18 protein-coding genes are annotated in these 17,350 nt (G+C 41.1%); 4 read left to right on the top strand and 14 right to left on the bottom strand.

The features are described 5' to 3' along the window. Positions 1-93: 93 nt before the first annotated feature. From PBV87_RS07850 to PBV87_RS07865, 4 genes are all read left to right on the top strand, one after another. Positions 94-657, top strand: coding sequence for a hypothetical protein (locus PBV87_RS07850; protein ID WP_271011774.1), 564 nt, complete (start codon positions 94-96; stop codon positions 655-657). Positions 658-927: 270 nt separating this feature from the next. After that, positions 928-1,074: a hypothetical protein gene (locus tag PBV87_RS07855; RefSeq protein ID WP_271011775.1), complete on the top strand. Its 147-nt coding sequence runs from the start codon at positions 928-930 to the stop codon at positions 1,072-1,074. Positions 1,075-1,415: 341 nt separating this feature from the next. Beyond that, complete coding sequence (locus tag PBV87_RS07860; RefSeq protein ID WP_271011776.1) at positions 1,416-1,901, top strand: hypothetical protein; 486 nt, start codon at positions 1,416-1,418, stop codon at positions 1,899-1,901. Between the two features lie 600 nt (positions 1,902-2,501). Then, the gene (locus PBV87_RS07865; RefSeq protein ID WP_271011777.1) at positions 2,502-3,371 is read left to right on the top strand and encodes a hypothetical protein; all 870 of its coding nucleotides are present in this window, start codon (positions 2,502-2,504) and stop codon (positions 3,369-3,371) included. Between the two features lie 44 nt (positions 3,372-3,415). Here the strand turns inward: PBV87_RS07865 and PBV87_RS07870 are convergent, their stop codons facing one another. The 14 genes from PBV87_RS07870 to PBV87_RS07935 all read right to left on the bottom strand — a co-directional run bounded on the left by PBV87_RS07870 (position 3,416) and on the right by PBV87_RS07935 (position 17,338). Beyond that, positions 3,416-3,757 carry a DUF3852 domain-containing protein gene (locus PBV87_RS07870; protein WP_271011778.1) on the bottom strand — a complete coding sequence of 114 codons (342 nt, stop codon included), beginning with the start codon at positions 3,755-3,757 and terminating at the stop codon, positions 3,416-3,418. Between the two features lie 87 nt (positions 3,758-3,844). Further along, positions 3,845-4,255, bottom strand: a complete 411-nt coding sequence (locus PBV87_RS07875; protein ID WP_330680362.1) for a hypothetical protein — start codon at positions 4,253-4,255, stop codon at positions 3,845-3,847. Beyond that, complete coding sequence (locus PBV87_RS07880) at positions 4,245-5,945, bottom strand: DUF8193 domain-containing protein (protein WP_271011779.1); 1,701 nt, start codon at positions 5,943-5,945, stop codon at positions 4,245-4,247. Before PBV87_RS07880 ends, PBV87_RS07875 begins: the two co-directional genes overlap by 11 nt. 70 nt (positions 5,946-6,015) lie before the next feature. Next, positions 6,016-6,576 (bottom strand): DUF6550 family protein, encoded by a 561-nt coding sequence (locus PBV87_RS07885; protein ID WP_271011780.1) that lies wholly within the window; start codon positions 6,574-6,576, stop codon positions 6,016-6,018. A gap of 89 nt (positions 6,577-6,665) precedes the next feature. Next, positions 6,666-7,217, bottom strand: coding sequence for a hypothetical protein (locus PBV87_RS07890; RefSeq protein WP_271011781.1), 552 nt, complete (start codon positions 7,215-7,217; stop codon positions 6,666-6,668). A 90-nt stretch (positions 7,218-7,307) separates the two neighbouring features. Continuing rightward, entirely contained in the window at positions 7,308-7,712 is a 405-nt protein-coding gene (locus tag PBV87_RS07895) for a DUF4320 family protein (protein ID WP_271011810.1), read from the bottom strand. Positions 7,713-7,804: 92 nt separating this feature from the next. Next, positions 7,805-8,677, bottom strand: a complete 873-nt coding sequence (locus tag PBV87_RS07900; RefSeq protein ID WP_271011782.1) for a secretion protein F — start codon at positions 8,675-8,677, stop codon at positions 7,805-7,807. 5 nt (positions 8,678-8,682) lie between these two features. Further along, positions 8,683-9,612 (bottom strand): type II secretion system F family protein, encoded by a 930-nt coding sequence (locus PBV87_RS07905; protein WP_271011783.1) that lies wholly within the window; start codon positions 9,610-9,612, stop codon positions 8,683-8,685. Then, positions 9,609-10,970 carry a CpaF/VirB11 family protein gene (locus tag PBV87_RS07910; protein ID WP_334305088.1) on the bottom strand — a complete coding sequence of 454 codons (1,362 nt, stop codon included), beginning with the start codon at positions 10,968-10,970 and terminating at the stop codon, positions 9,609-9,611. Before PBV87_RS07910 ends, PBV87_RS07905 begins: the two co-directional genes overlap by 4 nt. Positions 10,971-11,176: 206 nt before the next feature. After that, positions 11,177-11,983 (bottom strand): AAA family ATPase, encoded by an 807-nt coding sequence (locus PBV87_RS07915; RefSeq protein ID WP_271011785.1) that lies wholly within the window; start codon positions 11,981-11,983, stop codon positions 11,177-11,179. Beyond that, entirely contained in the window at positions 11,983-12,813 is an 831-nt protein-coding gene (cpaB, locus tag PBV87_RS07920; protein WP_271011786.1) for a Flp pilus assembly protein CpaB, read from the bottom strand. Before cpaB ends, PBV87_RS07915 begins: the two co-directional genes overlap by 1 nt. 15 nt (positions 12,814-12,828) lie before the next feature. Beyond that, positions 12,829-12,960: a hypothetical protein gene (locus PBV87_RS07925; protein WP_271011787.1), complete on the bottom strand. Its 132-nt coding sequence runs from the start codon at positions 12,958-12,960 to the stop codon at positions 12,829-12,831. After that, complete coding sequence (locus PBV87_RS07930) at positions 12,957-13,391, bottom strand: prepilin peptidase (RefSeq protein WP_271011788.1); 435 nt, start codon at positions 13,389-13,391, stop codon at positions 12,957-12,959. Before PBV87_RS07930 ends, PBV87_RS07925 begins: the two co-directional genes overlap by 4 nt. A 5-nt stretch (positions 13,392-13,396) precedes the next feature. Further along, positions 13,397-17,338 (bottom strand): S-layer homology domain-containing protein, encoded by a 3,942-nt coding sequence (locus PBV87_RS07935; protein WP_271011789.1) that lies wholly within the window; start codon positions 17,336-17,338, stop codon positions 13,397-13,399. Positions 17,339-17,350: the final 12 nt, after the last annotated feature.

Consider the following 17,350-nt stretch of genomic DNA (forward strand, 5'->3'; position numbering starts at 1 on the left):
TTCAATATAACCGCCTAAGAAAGCTTTTGCTAAACGGTAGCAAGGACTTTTAACGCTCAGAGAGCGAATTTATATAATTGACAGGAGTGTTCTATGAAAACAAAGTATATACAAATACAAAATCTTAATTATTTTGATGGATTATACGAACTTATGGGTAATAGTATCAGCGACTTAATGGGCGTAGAATTCTCTATTACTGATGACAAAAAGGGTGAAGAACAATACTTTTGGATGGATTTTTTCAATTTAAGAGCATTAAATGAGGGGGATTTAAAAGAAGAAGCCAATCCTCAGCATTTGAGCGAAAAGCTAAATTCTGGTGAAATAGATTTTTTTATTCGTAGTGCATACTTTCCTACGCCAGAGGTATTTTATGAACCGAAAGATTTTTGTTCAAAAACAATTTTTCAGCAAAAAAATCCAACAACTCCCCACTATACTCATATATGCTTAAACGAAACAGAACCGCTTACTCCGGAAAATATAATAAAATGGCTTCAAAAATTATCCATAACCTTATTTGGTGAGCAATTTGATTTTCAAATGGGACAAGTTGAATCAAAAGACGAGGCTGTTATTCGATGTAAAAAAGAATTTGAAGAAGGTAAACCATATTTTCTAAAACCGCATTTAGATGGTTTTTTAACTTATTAAACTTCGGGGTGGTCTGAATTTAAGCTTGGTGATTTTTCTAGTGATGTTAGTGGTATCACAAATTTTCCATTAGATATAGCTGATGGATTTATCAGCGCTCTAAGTTATAAACTACCTATTTCTATTGGGTTTGATGCAGAAGGTACAGAGTTTACATTACTTTTAGATATTTATGATAGAGTTTCAATTATTTCTTATGATACCGAAGAAACCAAACTATATAAATGTAATATTACACATAAAAAACTTGCAGATATGTTTTTAAATGATATGGCAAGAGATTTTACTAAGTATACAGAAGATAATTATTTTTTTGAATTTGAAAAAAGCTCACAGGAAGAATTTGTGAATAAATTGCTTAATAAGCTAAGAACTATAGAGGTTTTATTAAACAACAACAGCCATACTATTGTTTAAGTAGACTTAATATCACAACATGAATATTTCGAGACATTTTCAAAACCACTACTACATAAAATTTCACTAATTATAAAATCAAAGTACTGTACTATTTTTTTGTACAGTGCTTTATCTCGTTATATCCAAGTATAGTCCAAAGTAATCTTGCAAAGGATGGTGGTCTAACTTAAGGACTCATAACGTTGATCCTTTCCACTATTAATAATTTAAGAGTTGAAGCTCTCACTTTAATATTGTAAACTTATTTTATATAAATACCGAAGAAAGCTTTTACGAAACAGTAACAAAAAAATTAAACGCTTATGGAACGAATTTATATTAGTTTTAGGAGATAGATTATGATAATGTTTGGTAATGACAGTGGTCTTGATACACACGCCCCATTTATTTTAGACATTCATGATAATATTGACAATGAACTTTACATTATAGTTTCACTTTCTACTCTTGGAGAAAAAGACAGTAACCTTAGCGATGTAGTAGAAAATAAGGTTCTATTGGATATGCTGAAAGAAAGCTCCCCAATAGAAATTGATAATAACAATATTTTTGAAATAATCTTTGAAAAGTACATAATATATCAGACATTGAATGAGTCCTATTGTTTACATGATGAGTACGAAATTGGACAAGGGAAATATTTTGTGGAAATACAGCGTTCTCATCTTCTTGATCAATTAGAAATTTTTGCTCCTGTTTGCACCGCTGATGAAGATGGTGAATACTATCCATACAAACCTAGACATTTTCGTATAATAAGTCAAAACCATATATTGGAAGTCATCTCTGATAAGCAACCGATTATAAGAAAAGTTGCAAAATAATTGCATGGTTAAACTCATAAAATGAATAGAGGGTTATCCGAGGCCAATCGTGCAAACAGCTAGCCTACACGCACTGTACAGACTGCCTGACGTTGGATAACTACCATTGCTCTTAACCTCCAAGTGTAGGGACAGTCATAGTTTCACTTTCCTCAGATATGAGAATTATGTTTTTGTAAAACCCATATGAATAAAGGGCTTTTAAAGAAAAGAAAAAGCAGATTTTTAATTTTGGGTACAGCAAAGCTATCCCTCACCGACATCGTTCTAGCCATTTTTCTTTGAAAGATCACGTGGTTTAGATAGTAGTATAATCTCAATTGTGTCAGTACCACCGCTATAGGCGATTTAGTGCTGTGAGCACCCCCTCTGTACCACTTATTTAAACCTACTGGGCAAAATCTAACTAATTATGAAATTAAGGCACTGTACTATGTTGATTTAGTACAGTGCCTTTACTTGCTATACCCCGAGTATCTGCCAAAAGATACTTGCATTAGGATAGTTAAGGCAAACGCTTTCATTATGATAGCATTTTGAAAAAAGGTGATTTTTGTAGTATAATTAATAATCTCATACTTTTAAAAGGAGGATACTTATATGTTAGAAGCAACTTTTAGCCCTTTAATTCCAACTGAAAGTAGTTTAGATTTTTACAATGAATTCTATAACCAGTACTGTTTTATTCAAATAAATGATATATTTCTATCATTTATAAAAGATAATCTTACACAGGATGGTAAGTCCAGCTTGGTTGAAACTTTAAATAATTTTAATGAAGATCAACGAACTGCTGCTGTTTACTCCATTGGCGCTATGACGATGAATCCGTCTTTGATGAGAAGAGTCCAAGAAAACAGGGGCATCTCTGTAGAACTTTTCAAAAGTTTAAGCTCAGATAATATTGACCCATTAGAGTGGTATCAAAAAACAATTGAATTTTCAATGCTATATGCAACTTGTGAACAGGCATTGAGGGAGTATCTTGTTTCAAATGAAGTTGAAAGCACATCTATTAAAGAGGATAATATCTTAAATCTTCTTTTTAAAAAACTAACAGATCTTTCATTAAGAGACAAATTCCTAACAGAACTTTCAAATGCAACATCTAACATAATTAAATCTGAGAATGAATTAAAATCAACATGGAAATACTTTACCGTATTTCGTCATGATTTAGCACACGCAGGTGGTAGAAGTACCAATAGAATTAAGGACAAGATGAATGATGTAATTGAAAAAAACAAAAAAGAATTTGATAACGTAAATAGTGCCATGTTCTTAGAATTACCAGACGAATATGAGTTTTTTTTCACCAATCCATTTGAAAGTCTTTTTGTTACTATATCTGATATACACTTAAATTTTTTCAGAAATATGACCATTATAATTATAGAAAGCCTTGAGAGAACACACAATCCAAAACCATACGAAATAGACAATTTCGATCCGTATAAATTACCCAACTGAAATAAAGCTGTGCCAGTGTAATTTGGCACAGCTTATATTTTTACCTACAAGCCAATTACATCCCAAATATACAGTGGAGCAGTTAGGGTAAACACTAAACAAGCAAAAAGAATTGCCGGAGCTGCCCACTCAAATTGGCCTGATTTGCGATAATCAAAATAACTTAATCCTAACTTGGCAAAGAAAAATACGGCCAAAATGAGATCGATTGCTGGGAATACTACCTTGTTAACTACTGTCTTGATCTGTCCTGAGGCATCATTCCAAGTGTTTTCAATTGCTCCTGCTACATCTCCTTTCCCCGCTGCAAAAGCTGTGGTGCTGAAAGCAAAACACACAAGCAGTGCAACCACAAGGCAAAGTACATACTTCTTGTTTTTTGTCATAAATTAAAATCCACCTTTCTGTTTAATAGCAAAAGCCTTGCATGGTAAGAGCATACGTTACTCTCATTTGCAAGGCTTCACTTAATTCTAATATTTCAGGGTTTGCTGAAACTTTAAATCCCCACGGTATCCAAGCTTTAAGTTGCTGAATTCTTCTGCCAGTGCTTTTTGCTTATTTGTGCATCCGCTGTCGACTTCTTGATTCCACTTTACAGATTCGCCATTTTGATACCTGGGTGTAAGTTTCAAAATACCAAAGTCATCGGGAGCGAACTTTGGATACCTCATGGGCAGTCCATTGACACCGAGATACAGACCGCCCTCGTTTATCACCGTTAGCTCCATCAAACGCAGAGTATCTTCCAAGGAAGCACAAAACCAACACTTCTTATCTCTATACCTCCGTATTTTACCGTCTGACAGGATACTGCCCAAATTCTCCTTTTTCGTATAATGATACACTTCTGACTGTGGTGCTTTAATACGTTCATAAGCCATAGATATCCTCCTTGTTACGGTTTAGAGGTGCCACATGCCAGTCATCCCATAATGAGCCACGGATGATTAAACTGTCGGTTAGATTCGCTGAAAGCATACCCACTGGTGTCCAACTATCAATTACCCATGTATTGACTTCATAGGCTCCGTTAGGCATCCAAATGGGTGTAAAATGGGTGTGGTTTTTATAGGTGGAATAATGGTTTTTCTGAAATTCAAATTGTCCACTACCCATACGTTCTAATAGTCGCCAATAGGTTTTGTAGTTAAATTCAGGGAAATAGCTGACAGCATTTTGTGGCTTGCTGACAGCCGAGCTTTGATTGGTACTGACCGATGAAGATACCTTTTGGTTGATGCCGTACCCTGATTTCATAACACGACCACTGGCAGTTGGATTTTTACTGTCACAGGTAATATTCATATTAGCAGAAAAGGTCGCATAATAGCGGTTCAAATCGAACTCCCACCATCCATGGTCACACCACCAATATCCATCTTCACTGTTGCCGTGGCGCACCCAATATTCCTGCCACCGTGGGTACCAAATGCTCCAATCTGCCCTTGTTTTTTCTTCTCTTTGTGGAACAGGCTCTTGACGAAAACGATCATTTCGGTCATCTGCAACAGGATTTGGAGGTGGGTTCTTATCAAGGTCAACGATCTTACAATTGATAGTTGTCTTGTTCGTTCCTCCGGGGCCTCGCACCGATACATTGATTACCATATCTTGCTCCGTATCGGGTGTTTTCCACTTCACCCAAGCAAGCTGGCTGTCACCCTCGGGGTAATAAACATTACCTACATTGTAAGTTCTGCCATCAATATAAAAGCTAACATTTGTAGGATTGTCAGGATCAGACTGACCACCACTAACCATCACTGATGTGATGACCTCGGTATTGACACGATATTCATAATCATAGGTGGATACCAACGGTGGTTCCGGCTGCTCGGTAAATCGCACAATACCGAGTCCAAGGGAGGATTTAATATCTGCGTTGGAAGCTGCTTTGGTTTTACTTCCGTTCCATGCAGAATAGCCAAGATCGGACACTTCAAGGAACATGGCAAGAGGAAGGTTTTTATGGCTGAGTGAAACCATACGTCTACGAAGCAAACCATTTACTTGCTCATCATAGAGAGCTGCCTCGGTAGCAGTGGTTGCAACCATTACACCCTCGAACTTGTAAATTGCCAATGGTTCTAGTAATAACTTGTAATCTCCACCGATTAGCACCTCGTAGTTCATACCTGTTAAATTTGCAATGGAACGAATTACCTGCTCATCAGTAAAATAGCTTTTTATTGCTGCAATGTTGTTTCTACCATTGGAACTTACAATACGAGGTAATGCTTGTGAGGGTTTGTAAAATAAATAAGCACTTTTACTTGGTGTTAATCCCATTCCATTGGTATAGCTAAGTTTACTTACTTTTCCAAAATGCAATCGCACATTAGTAGGTGATTTATTTGTCAAATCTATTGGTGTTGTCACAGGCGAATGGGTTTCTGCTTTTACTACCGTTACTCGGACTCCATCATCTCCAAACCACACGTTAGTGCTTGTGCCACTTCCCATGCCACCGCCACCGCCATCTAAATTTCCATCCCCTACAGCAAATGCAGGAACAGAAAAGCAAAACACAATGGCAAGGATTAGACATAGTGAGGCTAGTGTTTTTCTCATAGAAACTCTCCTTTCTGCAAAGAAAAAAATGCACCGCCTTTGCAGTGCATTTTCTTTGCTTATTTATGTTTTAGTCCATAATGCCGACTTTATTTCCGTTCTCATACATATCCTCAGCAACGCTTCCATGTCCATCGCCTACATCATCAATCCAACCAAACCCCGGCACATAGATTTTACCATCACTTTTATCCCCACTTTGAGGCTGATTATCAGCCTTTGGTGGTGTAACTGGCTTTTCTACCTTGTCGTGATCCTGAACCTTATCATTTTCCGTCACGGGATCACCATTGGGTTTCTGATTTTGGTTGGTCAGTTCTTCTTCTGTGTAGGTAGGCTTTTCGGGTATATTGGGCTGGATGGTTTGGTCGGTGCCTATGTCATCACCGTTTGAATTTTCGGATTGCTCGGGAACTTTGATGTCAGGCACGGTGGTGTCATTTTCTTTCTCTGTGATATCTAGTGTTTCCACCACCACACTCTGCCCATCATTGTTTTGTGGTGGAATCTCCACATCGTTTATTGGTGCAATTCTGAACTGTCCTGTAATCAATGTAATGAGAAGTGCACTCACAGCAAGTCCTCCTGCAACTGTCAACCATTTCTTTGTTTTATCGTTCATATTTTTCATAAGCGTTATCCTCCTGTATTTTTGTTAAGCCACACATTACCATAGAAAGCAAATAATAGCTACTGAAAGATTTAGACATTATAACAATGTTAAAATTTCGGTGTATAACCGGCACTATTTTTCACCTTAATCTGCATCGGTGGCAGAAGTTTTCCACCAAAGGAGACAGGGACTTCAAGCATAATAGTGCTGTCAATTTTGAACCTTTCACCGTCACGGTCTGCTGTGGCAAGAGGTGCATTCTCAATATCTACATTAAGATTCCATATCCGAAACTGCATTTCCGTAGTATCGCTTACACCCTTGACGTGATAATCATTCTCTACCGAAAGACCTAGTATATTATCTATTTTATCATAAATATCGCCATAATCAATGGATTCCTCAAAGTCCTCTGTCGATGGCTGATAACCGCCCGAATACCCCTCTCTTACACCATGGTACACTTCATCATAGTTCTCTACCACCGTTGAAATGACCGCATCTTGCAAGGCATCTCGTACACCCTGTGCCACAATCATGAGACGAAAGTATTCAGAGATACCCGTAAAAATCATTACCAGTATAAGGGTGATTGCAACAGCTAAAGGATAACCGTTGCCACGGTTGTTTTTAAGTGAATGATTTAGTTTTCTAATCATTATTCTCCTTTCCACGAAATTCGGTCGCAGGTACAAAGGTATAAATTAAGACAATTTTTGTATGTGAAATTTGATCCAGCATCACGCTGGTCATTTCCAGTACACCTCACTTTTTCCTATAGCTTCACCTCTGATGGTAACAGGAAATGAGCCAAACTCTCCAAACAGGCCGATATCCATACGATAGATTACCACAACAGAAATTTCCTCGTTCAACTGGATACGTCCCGTGCGAGACCAACTCACTTCGGGAGCGATACCTGTCTTTTCTACAAGGAGCTGTTCTCGCCTTGCTGTTTCAGAGCCAATTCGCCCTACAATCTCAGCTTCACGAACAAGTTCAGTTGCAAAGGTATCTACCTTTTGCTTGGCGATGTAGGCTGGAAATACTTTAACAGCTAAGGCAATAACGATCATGGCACAAAGAACAAGCACCACCACATCAATATATCCCTCACCACGGTTGTTTTTTATTGACTTTCGTAATCTGTTCATTTGCTCTCCTTTCATTTTTTTGTCACAGACACAAAGCTTTAAGTTATCCATAAATTTTGTGTGCGAATTGCGTGGCGATGCTCACAGCCCTCCTACAACATTCCACCAAGGGAACGGATAATCTCAAAGATAATGACCACCATATACATCATGAGGAAACACATCAGCATGAGGAAGCTGAACACTCGGATTTTTGGCGGTATCTTCAAAGCTTCGGCTTTTAGTCGCTGCAGTTCTAACTGTTTCATATCGTGGGAGAGCATTTGAAAGTACATCCCCCCATCATCACCACGAAGCACACCGATTAGACCTCTTGTGATGTCAGATAACATGTGGGAATTCAGTCTTGACTCAAAACGTGTGAGAGCTGCCTCGTAGCTTGAGGAACGCATATCAGCCGTTACAATATCAAGCTCTCTTGCAAAGTCCTCGCCTGCATTTTTCTTGTAGTGTTCAAGCATAGAGAGGACATCTCGGCTCGCCTTTAGCTCCTGTGTAATGGTGGCTACAAAGCGTGGCAGCTCCACTTCAATTTTTTCTCGCTTTGCAGATAGCTTTTCATCTGCTTTGCGAATTTCCTTGAAATAGACAATCACTGCAAGGAACAACACCACGGGAGCAAGAAGCGGGAACACCAAAAGACAAGGGAATATGGCAAGAACAATCAATCCTGCTTTTAAGATGACATTCGCCATAAATTCCTCTGCGGTTTCTTTCATGCCTGCAGCATTTAAGGTGTTCTGCATACGGATTTTTTTGTACTCATCCATAGGCAGATATTTGGCAAGCTTTACTGCCCATCCGCTGATTAAGGCATCTATACTTTTGGCTTTTTCGCCACTTTGCTTTGTAGCAGAAAGCATTGCCTTTCCTGTTCGAAGGCTTGGTAGCTTTAGCACATCGGCAAGGATAAAGAATAGCCCTACACCAAACAATGTGCCAAAAAGTAAAATTAAGAATTGCAATGATTTCACCTCCTATACTCTATAGGCTGTGTTAACTTGATGACACGAGCCATGGATACAAACATGATGATAAAACAAACAGCAAGAACCATTTGCCCCGGTGCAGTATACATGAGTGTGCCGTACCAGTCCTTGTTTAAGAAGTACAGCAATGGGATGTTAGATAGCATTAGGATTTGCATGGAGATAAACTCTTTTCTCGGCTCAAAGACCAAGTTCTCCAGTTCACCGTTTACCACTCGCATATCACTTAGCTTTGTCACAATCGGCGTCAAGGTGCTTTTCAGACTGCGGTCATGCTGACAGGCAATCATGGCATCGCACCATTCACGGAATACAGCATTATCTATCTGTTCACGCATAGCCACAAGTGCTGCTATAATGTCTGGATTGATCATCTTAATGCGGTAGGTAAAAGCCTTAAATACCGACAGTACAGGTGGGTTTAAGTATCCGATGTTTTCCTCTACGGCTGTTACAATATCCTCATTTCGCAGGTATGCAGTGGTGATAATGGAAAGAGCCGTTTCAAGCTCTGAGGCAATATCTTTCTTGAAGTGGGATTGGGTAAGGCGCACATACCAAAAGGGCAACATCATACACCCGATTGCAAGCACAGGTACCGCAAAGAAGTTACCAATCATAATGGCAATGGAAGCTCCCACAGCAAAAAGTGCCAGTGATAGCAGACAGAGAAATGGAAACTGCTTGCTTCTACCGGTGACTTTGAGGATTTCCTGTACCTCTTTGATTTCTCGCTTGAAGAAACCTACCTTTTTACGATTGGTGCTTTCTTTAATTTCAGCCTTTAAGCTTGTGGAGTTTGAGAGCAATCTTGCAAAGATGCCATCGGTAAACTCGGCAGGCGAAATGGACAGCAAAATAAAAAAGCCTGTAATCATTCCGACACAGGCAAGGAGTAATATCAAATTCAAGCTGACTTCACCTCATATTTCTTTTTAAGAATATTAATCTGTGCAAGGGGCATACCGTTTTCCAAAAGTCGCTTGGAGAGGCTGTCCGAAATGGTGTTTACTTGCTCGTGATGACCATCAATGATAAAGCTGCCGTCCTCAATGCGGTTTTCTGTAATCACATATTGGAAAATGGTGCGGTAGTTGCGTGTACCATCCGGCAGAATTTCACACTCCATAATCTCCATCATACGACGTTGCTTATTCTCCAGTTGCTTGCAGAATACAATAATGGGATAGGCTTCGGTGACATACTGCATGAGGGTTTCATCGCTCATATCCACAGCACGTTTACAAAGGGATACCATTCTTCGGTAGGTTGCCTCACAAGAGTTGGCATGGATGGTGGTCATCACCGCAATACCGGTTCGGGCGGCTTCCTGTGCTGCATTGGCTTCGGGACCACGCATCTCACCGATAACAGCAAAGTCAGGGTTAAATCGCAGTGCCATATCAAGGAGTTTAATCTGATCTATACATTGGCTTTGGATATCGCTATCTCTGGTCAAGGTATGAATTACTGAATTGCTTACCTTTCCATTAGCAAAGCGTGTGAGGTCAAGCTCACGAGAGCCATTTTCTATGGTGTAAATTCTCTTGTTATCAGGAATGGTAGTCAGCAGCCAGCCAAGGACAGTTGTTTTACCACTTGAGGTAGCACCGGCAACACAGACTGAAACTCCGTAGCGAATGAGTGCCGAAAGAAAATCAAGCATTCTATCGGTTGCCGTACCTGTCCTTACAAAATCCTCTTTTTTCATGCTTTGAGGATTGACGATACGAATGGAGGCTGCCACACCTACATCGTCATCCACAATGGGTGTTTTCATGGCTGCAATACGAATGTTTTTGGATAAATGTCCAAGGACAACAGGGCTGGCATTATCAAGCACCATGCCCGACACATGAAGCATTCTTCGCACCACATTAATGGCGTGTTCGGGGGAGTCAAAACGCTCGTCCAGTTTTACAGTACGACCGTCAGAATACTGCACCTCAATATCCTGCCACGAGTTGATGTCAATTTCCTCAATGCCTTTACCAAAGATATATTTGGTCAAAAAGCCATACTCCGCCATCTCGGTATAAAGGGCTGATGTAAGATCATTGCCATCCATCCCTTTCACCGCAATTCTTTTTTTCATGACAAATTTGGAGATGTAGCGTTTCATCTGCTCCTTGGCATCATCAAGCGAGCTGTCTGTGATGAGCTGGGCATAGTTTTCCGAGATGTATTCCTGCACTAACTTTAGGACTGTAGAAAAGTCCTTACTTTCACTTTCTGGGGCAAAAAATAAAGAGTGGGCATTTTTCTTCATGCCCAACTCCACAGGTACTGCATTTTCTATTTCTGCTGTCATCAGTTCATCGGCTCTGCGATATAACAACGGTTCTTCTACTACTGTATCTTCCGCAAAGATGTTCTCAGTTTCTTCAGTAACCTCAGTTGCCAAGATTTCTTGAGTTGTCGACAGCTTGAATTTCTTTTCAAAAATAGAGTTTCCTCGCTTTTCGCCTAGTTTCATTAACCGAACACCTCCTTCACGATTTTCTCAATCTCACGGCGGAACTCTCGACTATCCTTGAGGGTTAAATCTGCAAAGAGGTTGCCCTCTAAGTATTGCTGCTCTATCTCTGAGGAGTGAGGAAACTTGAAGGTTAGACTTCCCATTGCACCACTCATATGGTCAATGCTATGGTTTGCCTTAATGTTTGAAGCACATTTGTACTGCTTGTCAAAGTCAAGACCTGCACTTTGCAAGGTGGAAAGCTGACTAGAGAGATAGCTAATGGACTTTAAATCGCAGTTTGCCAATCGCAAAATGGCATCGCTGTTCATGAGGGCCACAGCCGACAGTACATCGTTGGCAATATAGCTGCCACAGTCAATGACAATAAAGGGCGCAATTTTTCTAAGGGAGTCAATCAGCTCTTTTGCCTGTGTTTCATAAAATGGTGTGTAGCTGTACTCATTTTCGCCCTTGAGCATTCCCAAAATGGTGAGGTGATTCATCTTCTTGTGGGTTATCATATGATACTTCACCAAGGATTCATTGACATGGGGGGCAGCCAAAATACTGCCCAAAGATTTTTCACATTCCAGTTCTGAGGGTGGGCAGATGCAAGGGAGCATGGGTGCTGTCATATCACAAAGGAGCAAAATCACATTTTTCTTTTTATCGGCAAGATACTTTGCAATTTTGGTAGCCACGGTAGTCTTTCCGCTGCCGGGACTCCCCCAAACAGCAAGAACGCCCCCATGGAGCACTTGCTCCTGTGGAGGCAAGGTCTTACTGCTTTTGCTGAATATGGAGTTTTTCTTAAAATTCATTACTCACCATCCCTTTCCTCAATGTCGGGATTTTGGGGCTGTTCTGTTGTTTCAGATTCTGATTGAGGAGTTGTTTCTACCTCATTTGCAGTGATTTCAGGGTGATGGAGCTTGTTAATAACATCCTCTTGCACTGTGATAAATTCCTTCGCTTTTTCACTGTCACCACGGAAGACAAGGGATAGATGGCTCTTGCCCTCAGTTTCAAGCTCGGCTAAGATATTGCCCTGCTCGGGTGTTACCAATAGGGTTACGGTAGACGGTAATTCACGCTCATCTTGGTTTTTAATTTTCTCTCCAGTGTTGGCATCATAACCACTTGGAGCAGTTACCGAGATAACCTCTACATATTTCAGTTCGGGAGGAATAACTGTCATACCTTGCCCCTTATAATCAGGGGCAATGACCGATACAATATCACCACTCTGCAGCTTACCCGAAAGACCGCCTGCAAAAGTTTTGAGTGTCAAAGAAATTGCCTGTTTTGTGCCGTCAAGGTAATAAAGATACGCATTTTCATATGCAGGTGTTTGTGACACCTTTGTGTTTAGAATATAGTCACCTACAGATAGGTCTGCTAGTGCATAGGTGCCAACAACTGTATCTTTGGTTTTGATGATATTCTCTGGCAAATTATATCCACCAACTTCTACTGTCTGCACCATGTCCTTGGTGATTTCATCTCCTGCTTTAATTTCCTTTGCCACTCGGACAATCTCCGTCTTTTGGCTGATACTCTTGTTAAACAGCGGTGTAATGCCAAAGCAAACCACAAGAGACAATACGATGCAAAGGATACCCACCATTGTTCTGTTTTTCATAAAATTCATAGCTTATGTTCCTCCTTAAATTGATGCCGATGTGTTTTTTCTTCTGCGATGCTCTTTGACCATTTTCGGTACAAAAGCAAGAATGGTCACTACAGGTACAAGGATAGAAACCGCTGTGAAGCCTTTTTTATTGTTCAGTTTTCTCATAAGATATAGCCTCCTATTTTCATAAAGTATGTGATTAAAAACCCTACCGCCAAGAAAGGAGCAAGAGGCAAGGACAGATTCCTTACCTCTTGCTTTTGAGAGAATGGTCTAAGGGAAAAATAGATAAGCACCACAATAGAAAATGTGATGATAATGCCATAGGCTGTGGCGGGAAAGCCGATGACAAGACTGACAGATGCGGTTAATTTAATATCTCCACCACCTAATTTTTCGGGGCAGATATAGGTTGCTGCTAGCCATAGAATGAGGGGAATGCCAAGCCCTAAGAGATTTTCTGCTTGAAAGTCAAGCAAAGATAACAGTGCCACTCCCATGCAAAGATAGGGAGATATTTCTCTTGTTTTCACATCTCTTATGGCGGCATAAATGAGTAAGATGGTGAGCAGAGCTGCTTGAACAGCTACCTCCACAACCATTACTCAAAGAAATATTCCACACTGTACGTGATATTGGATTTGTTGTACATACAGTTGTGGTTGGTGTAATAGTAAAACTCCAATTTGGAATACAGCCTACTGTTTAGGTTTCTTTCAAAGGAAATACCATTGCTTGTTGTTCCATAATCAAGCTGATCCCATTGCTTGGTCAATACATTGTAGCCACGAACTCTGCCATAGTCATTTCCGCTGTGTCCACTGACAGGCGGCACGGTAAAAGTGTATTTGGTAATGGTTGCTCCCTCAATGCCGTTTTCTAAAATAGTAGAGTCGGGACCTGTCAGCGTCATACCACCACTGCCGTTTGAGTCAGCCACAAAGAACACAATGGCTGCCCAAGGAGATTCTGCACCGGTTGCATCGACAGCCTTTACTCGCACCACATTTTTGCCAAGTGAATACACATGGCTTTCATTTGGGCGATTTTCCCATACATAGGTGATAGCATCTCCATCGGCATCGGTGCTTTCAGCGGTAATGGTAACTGCTGTTCCCGGTGCAACGCTGTTGCTATTTGGTGTTCGAGCAATGACAGGTCGTGTTGGGGCAGAACTTTGGATGGTAAAGGTTTTACTTACCCAATCGGAATATAAGCCTGTACTGTCCTTGGCACGGACTCTGATGGTATAGGTACCTACGGCATAGTAGTTATCTGCTACTTTGTTTTCCCACTCCAAGGTGGTGGTATCTCCATCTGTGTCATTGGCTGTTGCTGTGATATTCACAAGAAACTTGCCATTTTTCACTGTTCTGGTAGGGGTTACCGTCAATGTAACAGTAGGTGCGAAGCTTTGGATGGTAAAGGTCTTTTCCGACCATTCACTGTATGCTCCTGCAACATCCTTGGCACGGACTCTGATGGTATGGGTACCTACAGCGTAATAGTCATCTGCGGTTCTATTTTCCCACTCCAAAGTAGTGATATCTCCATCTGTGTCATTGGCTGTTGCAGTGATACTCACAAGGAACTTACCATTTTTCACTGTTCTGGTAGGGGTTGCCGTCAATGTAACAGTAGGTGCAGAATTTTGGATGGTAAAGGTCTTTTCCGACCATTCACTGTATGCTCCTGCAATGTCTTTGGCACGGACTCTAATGGTATGGGTACCTACAGCGTAATAGTCATCTGCGGTTCTATTTTCCCACTCCAAGGTAGTGGTATCTCCATCTGTGTCATTGGCTGTTGCTGTGATATTCACAAAGAACTTACCATCTTTTACTGTTCTTGTAGGGGTTGCCGTTATGCTTGTTACCATAGGTGCGGTATTGGTAATGCTGACTTTTTGACTGTGACGGCTTTCTCGTCCTAAACGATCCGTAGCAACAGAGGTTAGCGTGAAAGTGCCTGTATCAGCCACAGCGATTGTGCCACCACTTTTGGTAAGTGTTCCTGTGTAATTAGCCGGCACATCATCTTTTGTAAGTGTCCATGCTACCGCCGCATTTTCCATATGTTCTGCCTTTTCTACGGTTACAGCAAACTCTGTACCGTAATGAACTTCTACTGGCATGGTGAAAGCAAAGTCAAAAATAGGCATAATGGTGATGCTTTCGCTGTGGGCATAACTTCTGCCAAGCAGATCCGTCATGGTAGCAGTTAGAACATAGTTACCATGCTCCTTGAAAGTGACTTTGCCACCCAGCTTATTTAGTGTTCCATCAAGAGCCTGTACGACATATACTTCTTTTCCATCCTTGGTAAGTGTCCACTCTACGGGCAAGGTATTGTTATGACCGCTGGTTCTGATGTTGATTTGCGTATCGGTATAGGCGATTTCGGGAAGTGTAAAACCAAGGGCGAGTACAGGAAGCACCTCTGTTTTGTTCTTAGGTTCAAAGAGGAATACTCTGCCTGTTTCATCGGTGATTCTTGCTACAAGCTCATAAATGCCTACCCTTTTAAAGTGGATACTGCCACCCTCGTTATGGAGCTTTCCTGTTACGAAGGTGTTCCAGTCCTGATACCCAAAGGTGTTGTCCACAAGCCACTCCAAGGTCAAGTCATCTAAGTCTGTGGTAGTAGTGTTGATTTCCACCTCGGTATCGGTATGAATGAGCTTTGGCTGTGTATAGGTAACCGTTGGTACGGGATACACCTTGACCGCTTGTTCGTAGGCATACTTTCTGCCACCCTCATCGGTAAAGGAACACTTCAGCATATATTCGCCTTTGTCTTTAAAACGGATATTGCCACCATTATTGGTGAGTGTTCCACTGATACAGTTTTCCAAGGATACCTCTGTGCCATTTTTAAAAACAGTCCAAACAGCTTGTTTCTCACCGATTTCCGTAAGGGTTGTTTCTACCTTTACAGTATCATCGGTATGCAAAATAGAGGGAAGATAAAATCCAACAACACCCACAGGATAGACAGTGATTTTTGCAGTATCGGCAAAGGCTCTGCCGGTCTTATCTGTCAGGGTAATTGTCAGCTGATAAACTCCTTTTTCTTTGAAACGGATATTGCTGTCTGCAAGGCTCACATTGCCCTCAATCTGGCTTTCAAGCCCCACAGGAGCACCATCCTTTGTCAGTACCCAATCGGCTGTCAAACCCTCGGCATTCTTGCTCTCTGTCTGTAAAATGACCGTTTTATCCGTATGAGAAAGATTCGGCAGTGTTAGCTTTACTTCCACCACAGGATAGACCACAATGCTTTGGGAAACAGCGGACACCTTTCCAAGGCTATCGGTGATGGCAGCCGTTAGGGTATAGCTGCCATGCTCTTTAAACTGAATAGTGCCACCTGTATTGCCAAGACTGCCTGTAATGACTTTGGCAAGGTCAGCGGTTTCACCATTCTTTGTTACGGTCCAGACAACGGGGTACGCACTTAGATTCTCGGTTTTCAAATCCAATGCAATGCTTGTGTCGGTATGGGCTGTTTCGGGCAAGGTGAAGTTAATTCCAACCACGGGATAGATAGTTACGGTTTGGCTATGGATAACTTCTTTGCCACGACTGTTTTTTGCCGTTGCAGTGATGGTATACTTGCCAACTTCCTTTGCCTTTAATGTACCACCGTCCTTGGTGAGTTCTCCCTCAAAGGATTTGGCAAGCTCCACAGGAAGTTCATCTTTAGTGATACTCCAAGAAACAGTGCTTACATATTTGCTCGTTGGGGCGATTTTCAATTCATCACCCACATAGCAGTTTTCGGGAATGGTAAAGGCGAACTGTGGAGCCGGGACATAAGAAGAACCACCGCCGCCATTTCCACCGCCAGATGGCTTTTCATCCGGCTTGACAACTGGCGGTTTTTGCTGTTCTTGTTCCAGTTTATCCTTGGCTTCTTCCTCTTTTACAAGCATTTCAAAGGCTTCCCCTCGAGTAGCATTATCATTTGGCTTGACACTGCCATCGGGGTAGCCGTTAATAATAAACTGCTTATTACCAATACAGAGATATAGCTGATCCTCTTTTTCAAGGAAACTGATATCTGTAAAGTCCAAATCACAGAGACAATCTTCACTGTGGCAATCCATACCCAAAACACGAACAATCATTTTTACCATTTCTAAGCGGGTAATCAGCTTGTTTGGTTCAAAGTGATTGTTTTCATATTCTTCGGGTACAATGATGTTTTCTCCTAAAAGGTAGCAGATACTGCTCTCTGCCCAATGACCGCTAATATCGGCAAATATCATCTTGTTTTCTGTTGTAGGTACATTTTCTGCTAGGGTTCTGGCAAGAAGTGTAGCAAATTCTGCCCTTGTAATCATTTCATCGGGATGACAAAGACCATCGGGATATCCTGCAATGACTCCTTGCTCTGTTAGCTTTTGAATAGCTTCCTCCGCCCAGTGTCCTTTGGCATCCTCAAAGTATCGGTGGGCAGCATAGGCACTGCCACCGATAACAGAGAGAACAAGGCAAAGGATGAGGAGCAGAGAGGCTGATTTCTTCAGTTTTTCTCTCATACTCTGCCTCCA

This window comes from Holtiella tumoricola (genome assembly GCF_027857615.1).
In the GTDB taxonomy this organism is placed as follows: Bacteria; Bacillota; Clostridia; order Lachnospirales; family Cellulosilyticaceae; genus Holtiella; species Holtiella tumoricola.

What these genes read in the sequence shown, in the direction of transcription:
- PBV87_RS07850 (WP_271011774.1), top strand. Translation starts at nt 94, where the DNA reads ATGAAAACAAAGTATATACAAATACAAAATCTTAATTATTTTGATGGA.
- PBV87_RS07855 (WP_271011775.1), top strand. Translation starts at nt 928, where the DNA reads ATGGCAAGAGATTTTACTAAGTATACAGAAGATAATTATTTTTTTGAA.
- PBV87_RS07860 (WP_271011776.1), top strand. Translation starts at nt 1,416, where the DNA reads ATGATAATGTTTGGTAATGACAGTGGTCTTGATACACACGCCCCATTT.
- PBV87_RS07865 (WP_271011777.1), top strand. Translation starts at nt 2,502, where the DNA reads ATGTTAGAAGCAACTTTTAGCCCTTTAATTCCAACTGAAAGTAGTTTA.
- PBV87_RS07870 (WP_271011778.1), bottom strand. Translation starts at nt 3,757, where the DNA reads ATGACAAAAAACAAGAAGTATGTACTTTGCCTTGTGGTTGCACTGCTT.
- PBV87_RS07875 (WP_330680362.1), bottom strand. Translation starts at nt 4,255, where the DNA reads ATGGCTTATGAACGTATTAAAGCACCACAGTCAGAAGTGTATCATTAT.
- PBV87_RS07880 (WP_271011779.1), bottom strand. Translation starts at nt 5,945, where the DNA reads ATGAGAAAAACACTAGCCTCACTATGTCTAATCCTTGCCATTGTGTTT.
- PBV87_RS07885 (WP_271011780.1), bottom strand. Translation starts at nt 6,576, where the DNA reads ATGAAAAATATGAACGATAAAACAAAGAAATGGTTGACAGTTGCAGGA.
- PBV87_RS07890 (WP_271011781.1), bottom strand. Translation starts at nt 7,217, where the DNA reads ATGATTAGAAAACTAAATCATTCACTTAAAAACAACCGTGGCAACGGT.
- PBV87_RS07895 (WP_271011810.1), bottom strand. Translation starts at nt 7,712, where the DNA reads ATGAACAGATTACGAAAGTCAATAAAAAACAACCGTGGTGAGGGATAT.
- PBV87_RS07910 (WP_334305088.1), bottom strand. Translation starts at nt 10,970, where the DNA reads ATGAAGAAAAATGCCCACTCTTTATTTTTTGCCCCAGAAAGTGAAAGT.
- PBV87_RS07915 (WP_271011785.1), bottom strand. Translation starts at nt 11,983, where the DNA reads ATGAATTTTAAGAAAAACTCCATATTCAGCAAAAGCAGTAAGACCTTG.
- cpaB (WP_271011786.1), bottom strand. Translation starts at nt 12,813, where the DNA reads ATGAATTTTATGAAAAACAGAACAATGGTGGGTATCCTTTGCATCGTA.
- PBV87_RS07925 (WP_271011787.1), bottom strand. Translation starts at nt 12,960, where the DNA reads ATGAGAAAACTGAACAATAAAAAAGGCTTCACAGCGGTTTCTATCCTT.
- PBV87_RS07935 (WP_271011789.1), bottom strand. Translation starts at nt 17,338, where the DNA reads ATGAGAGAAAAACTGAAGAAATCAGCCTCTCTGCTCCTCATCCTTTGC.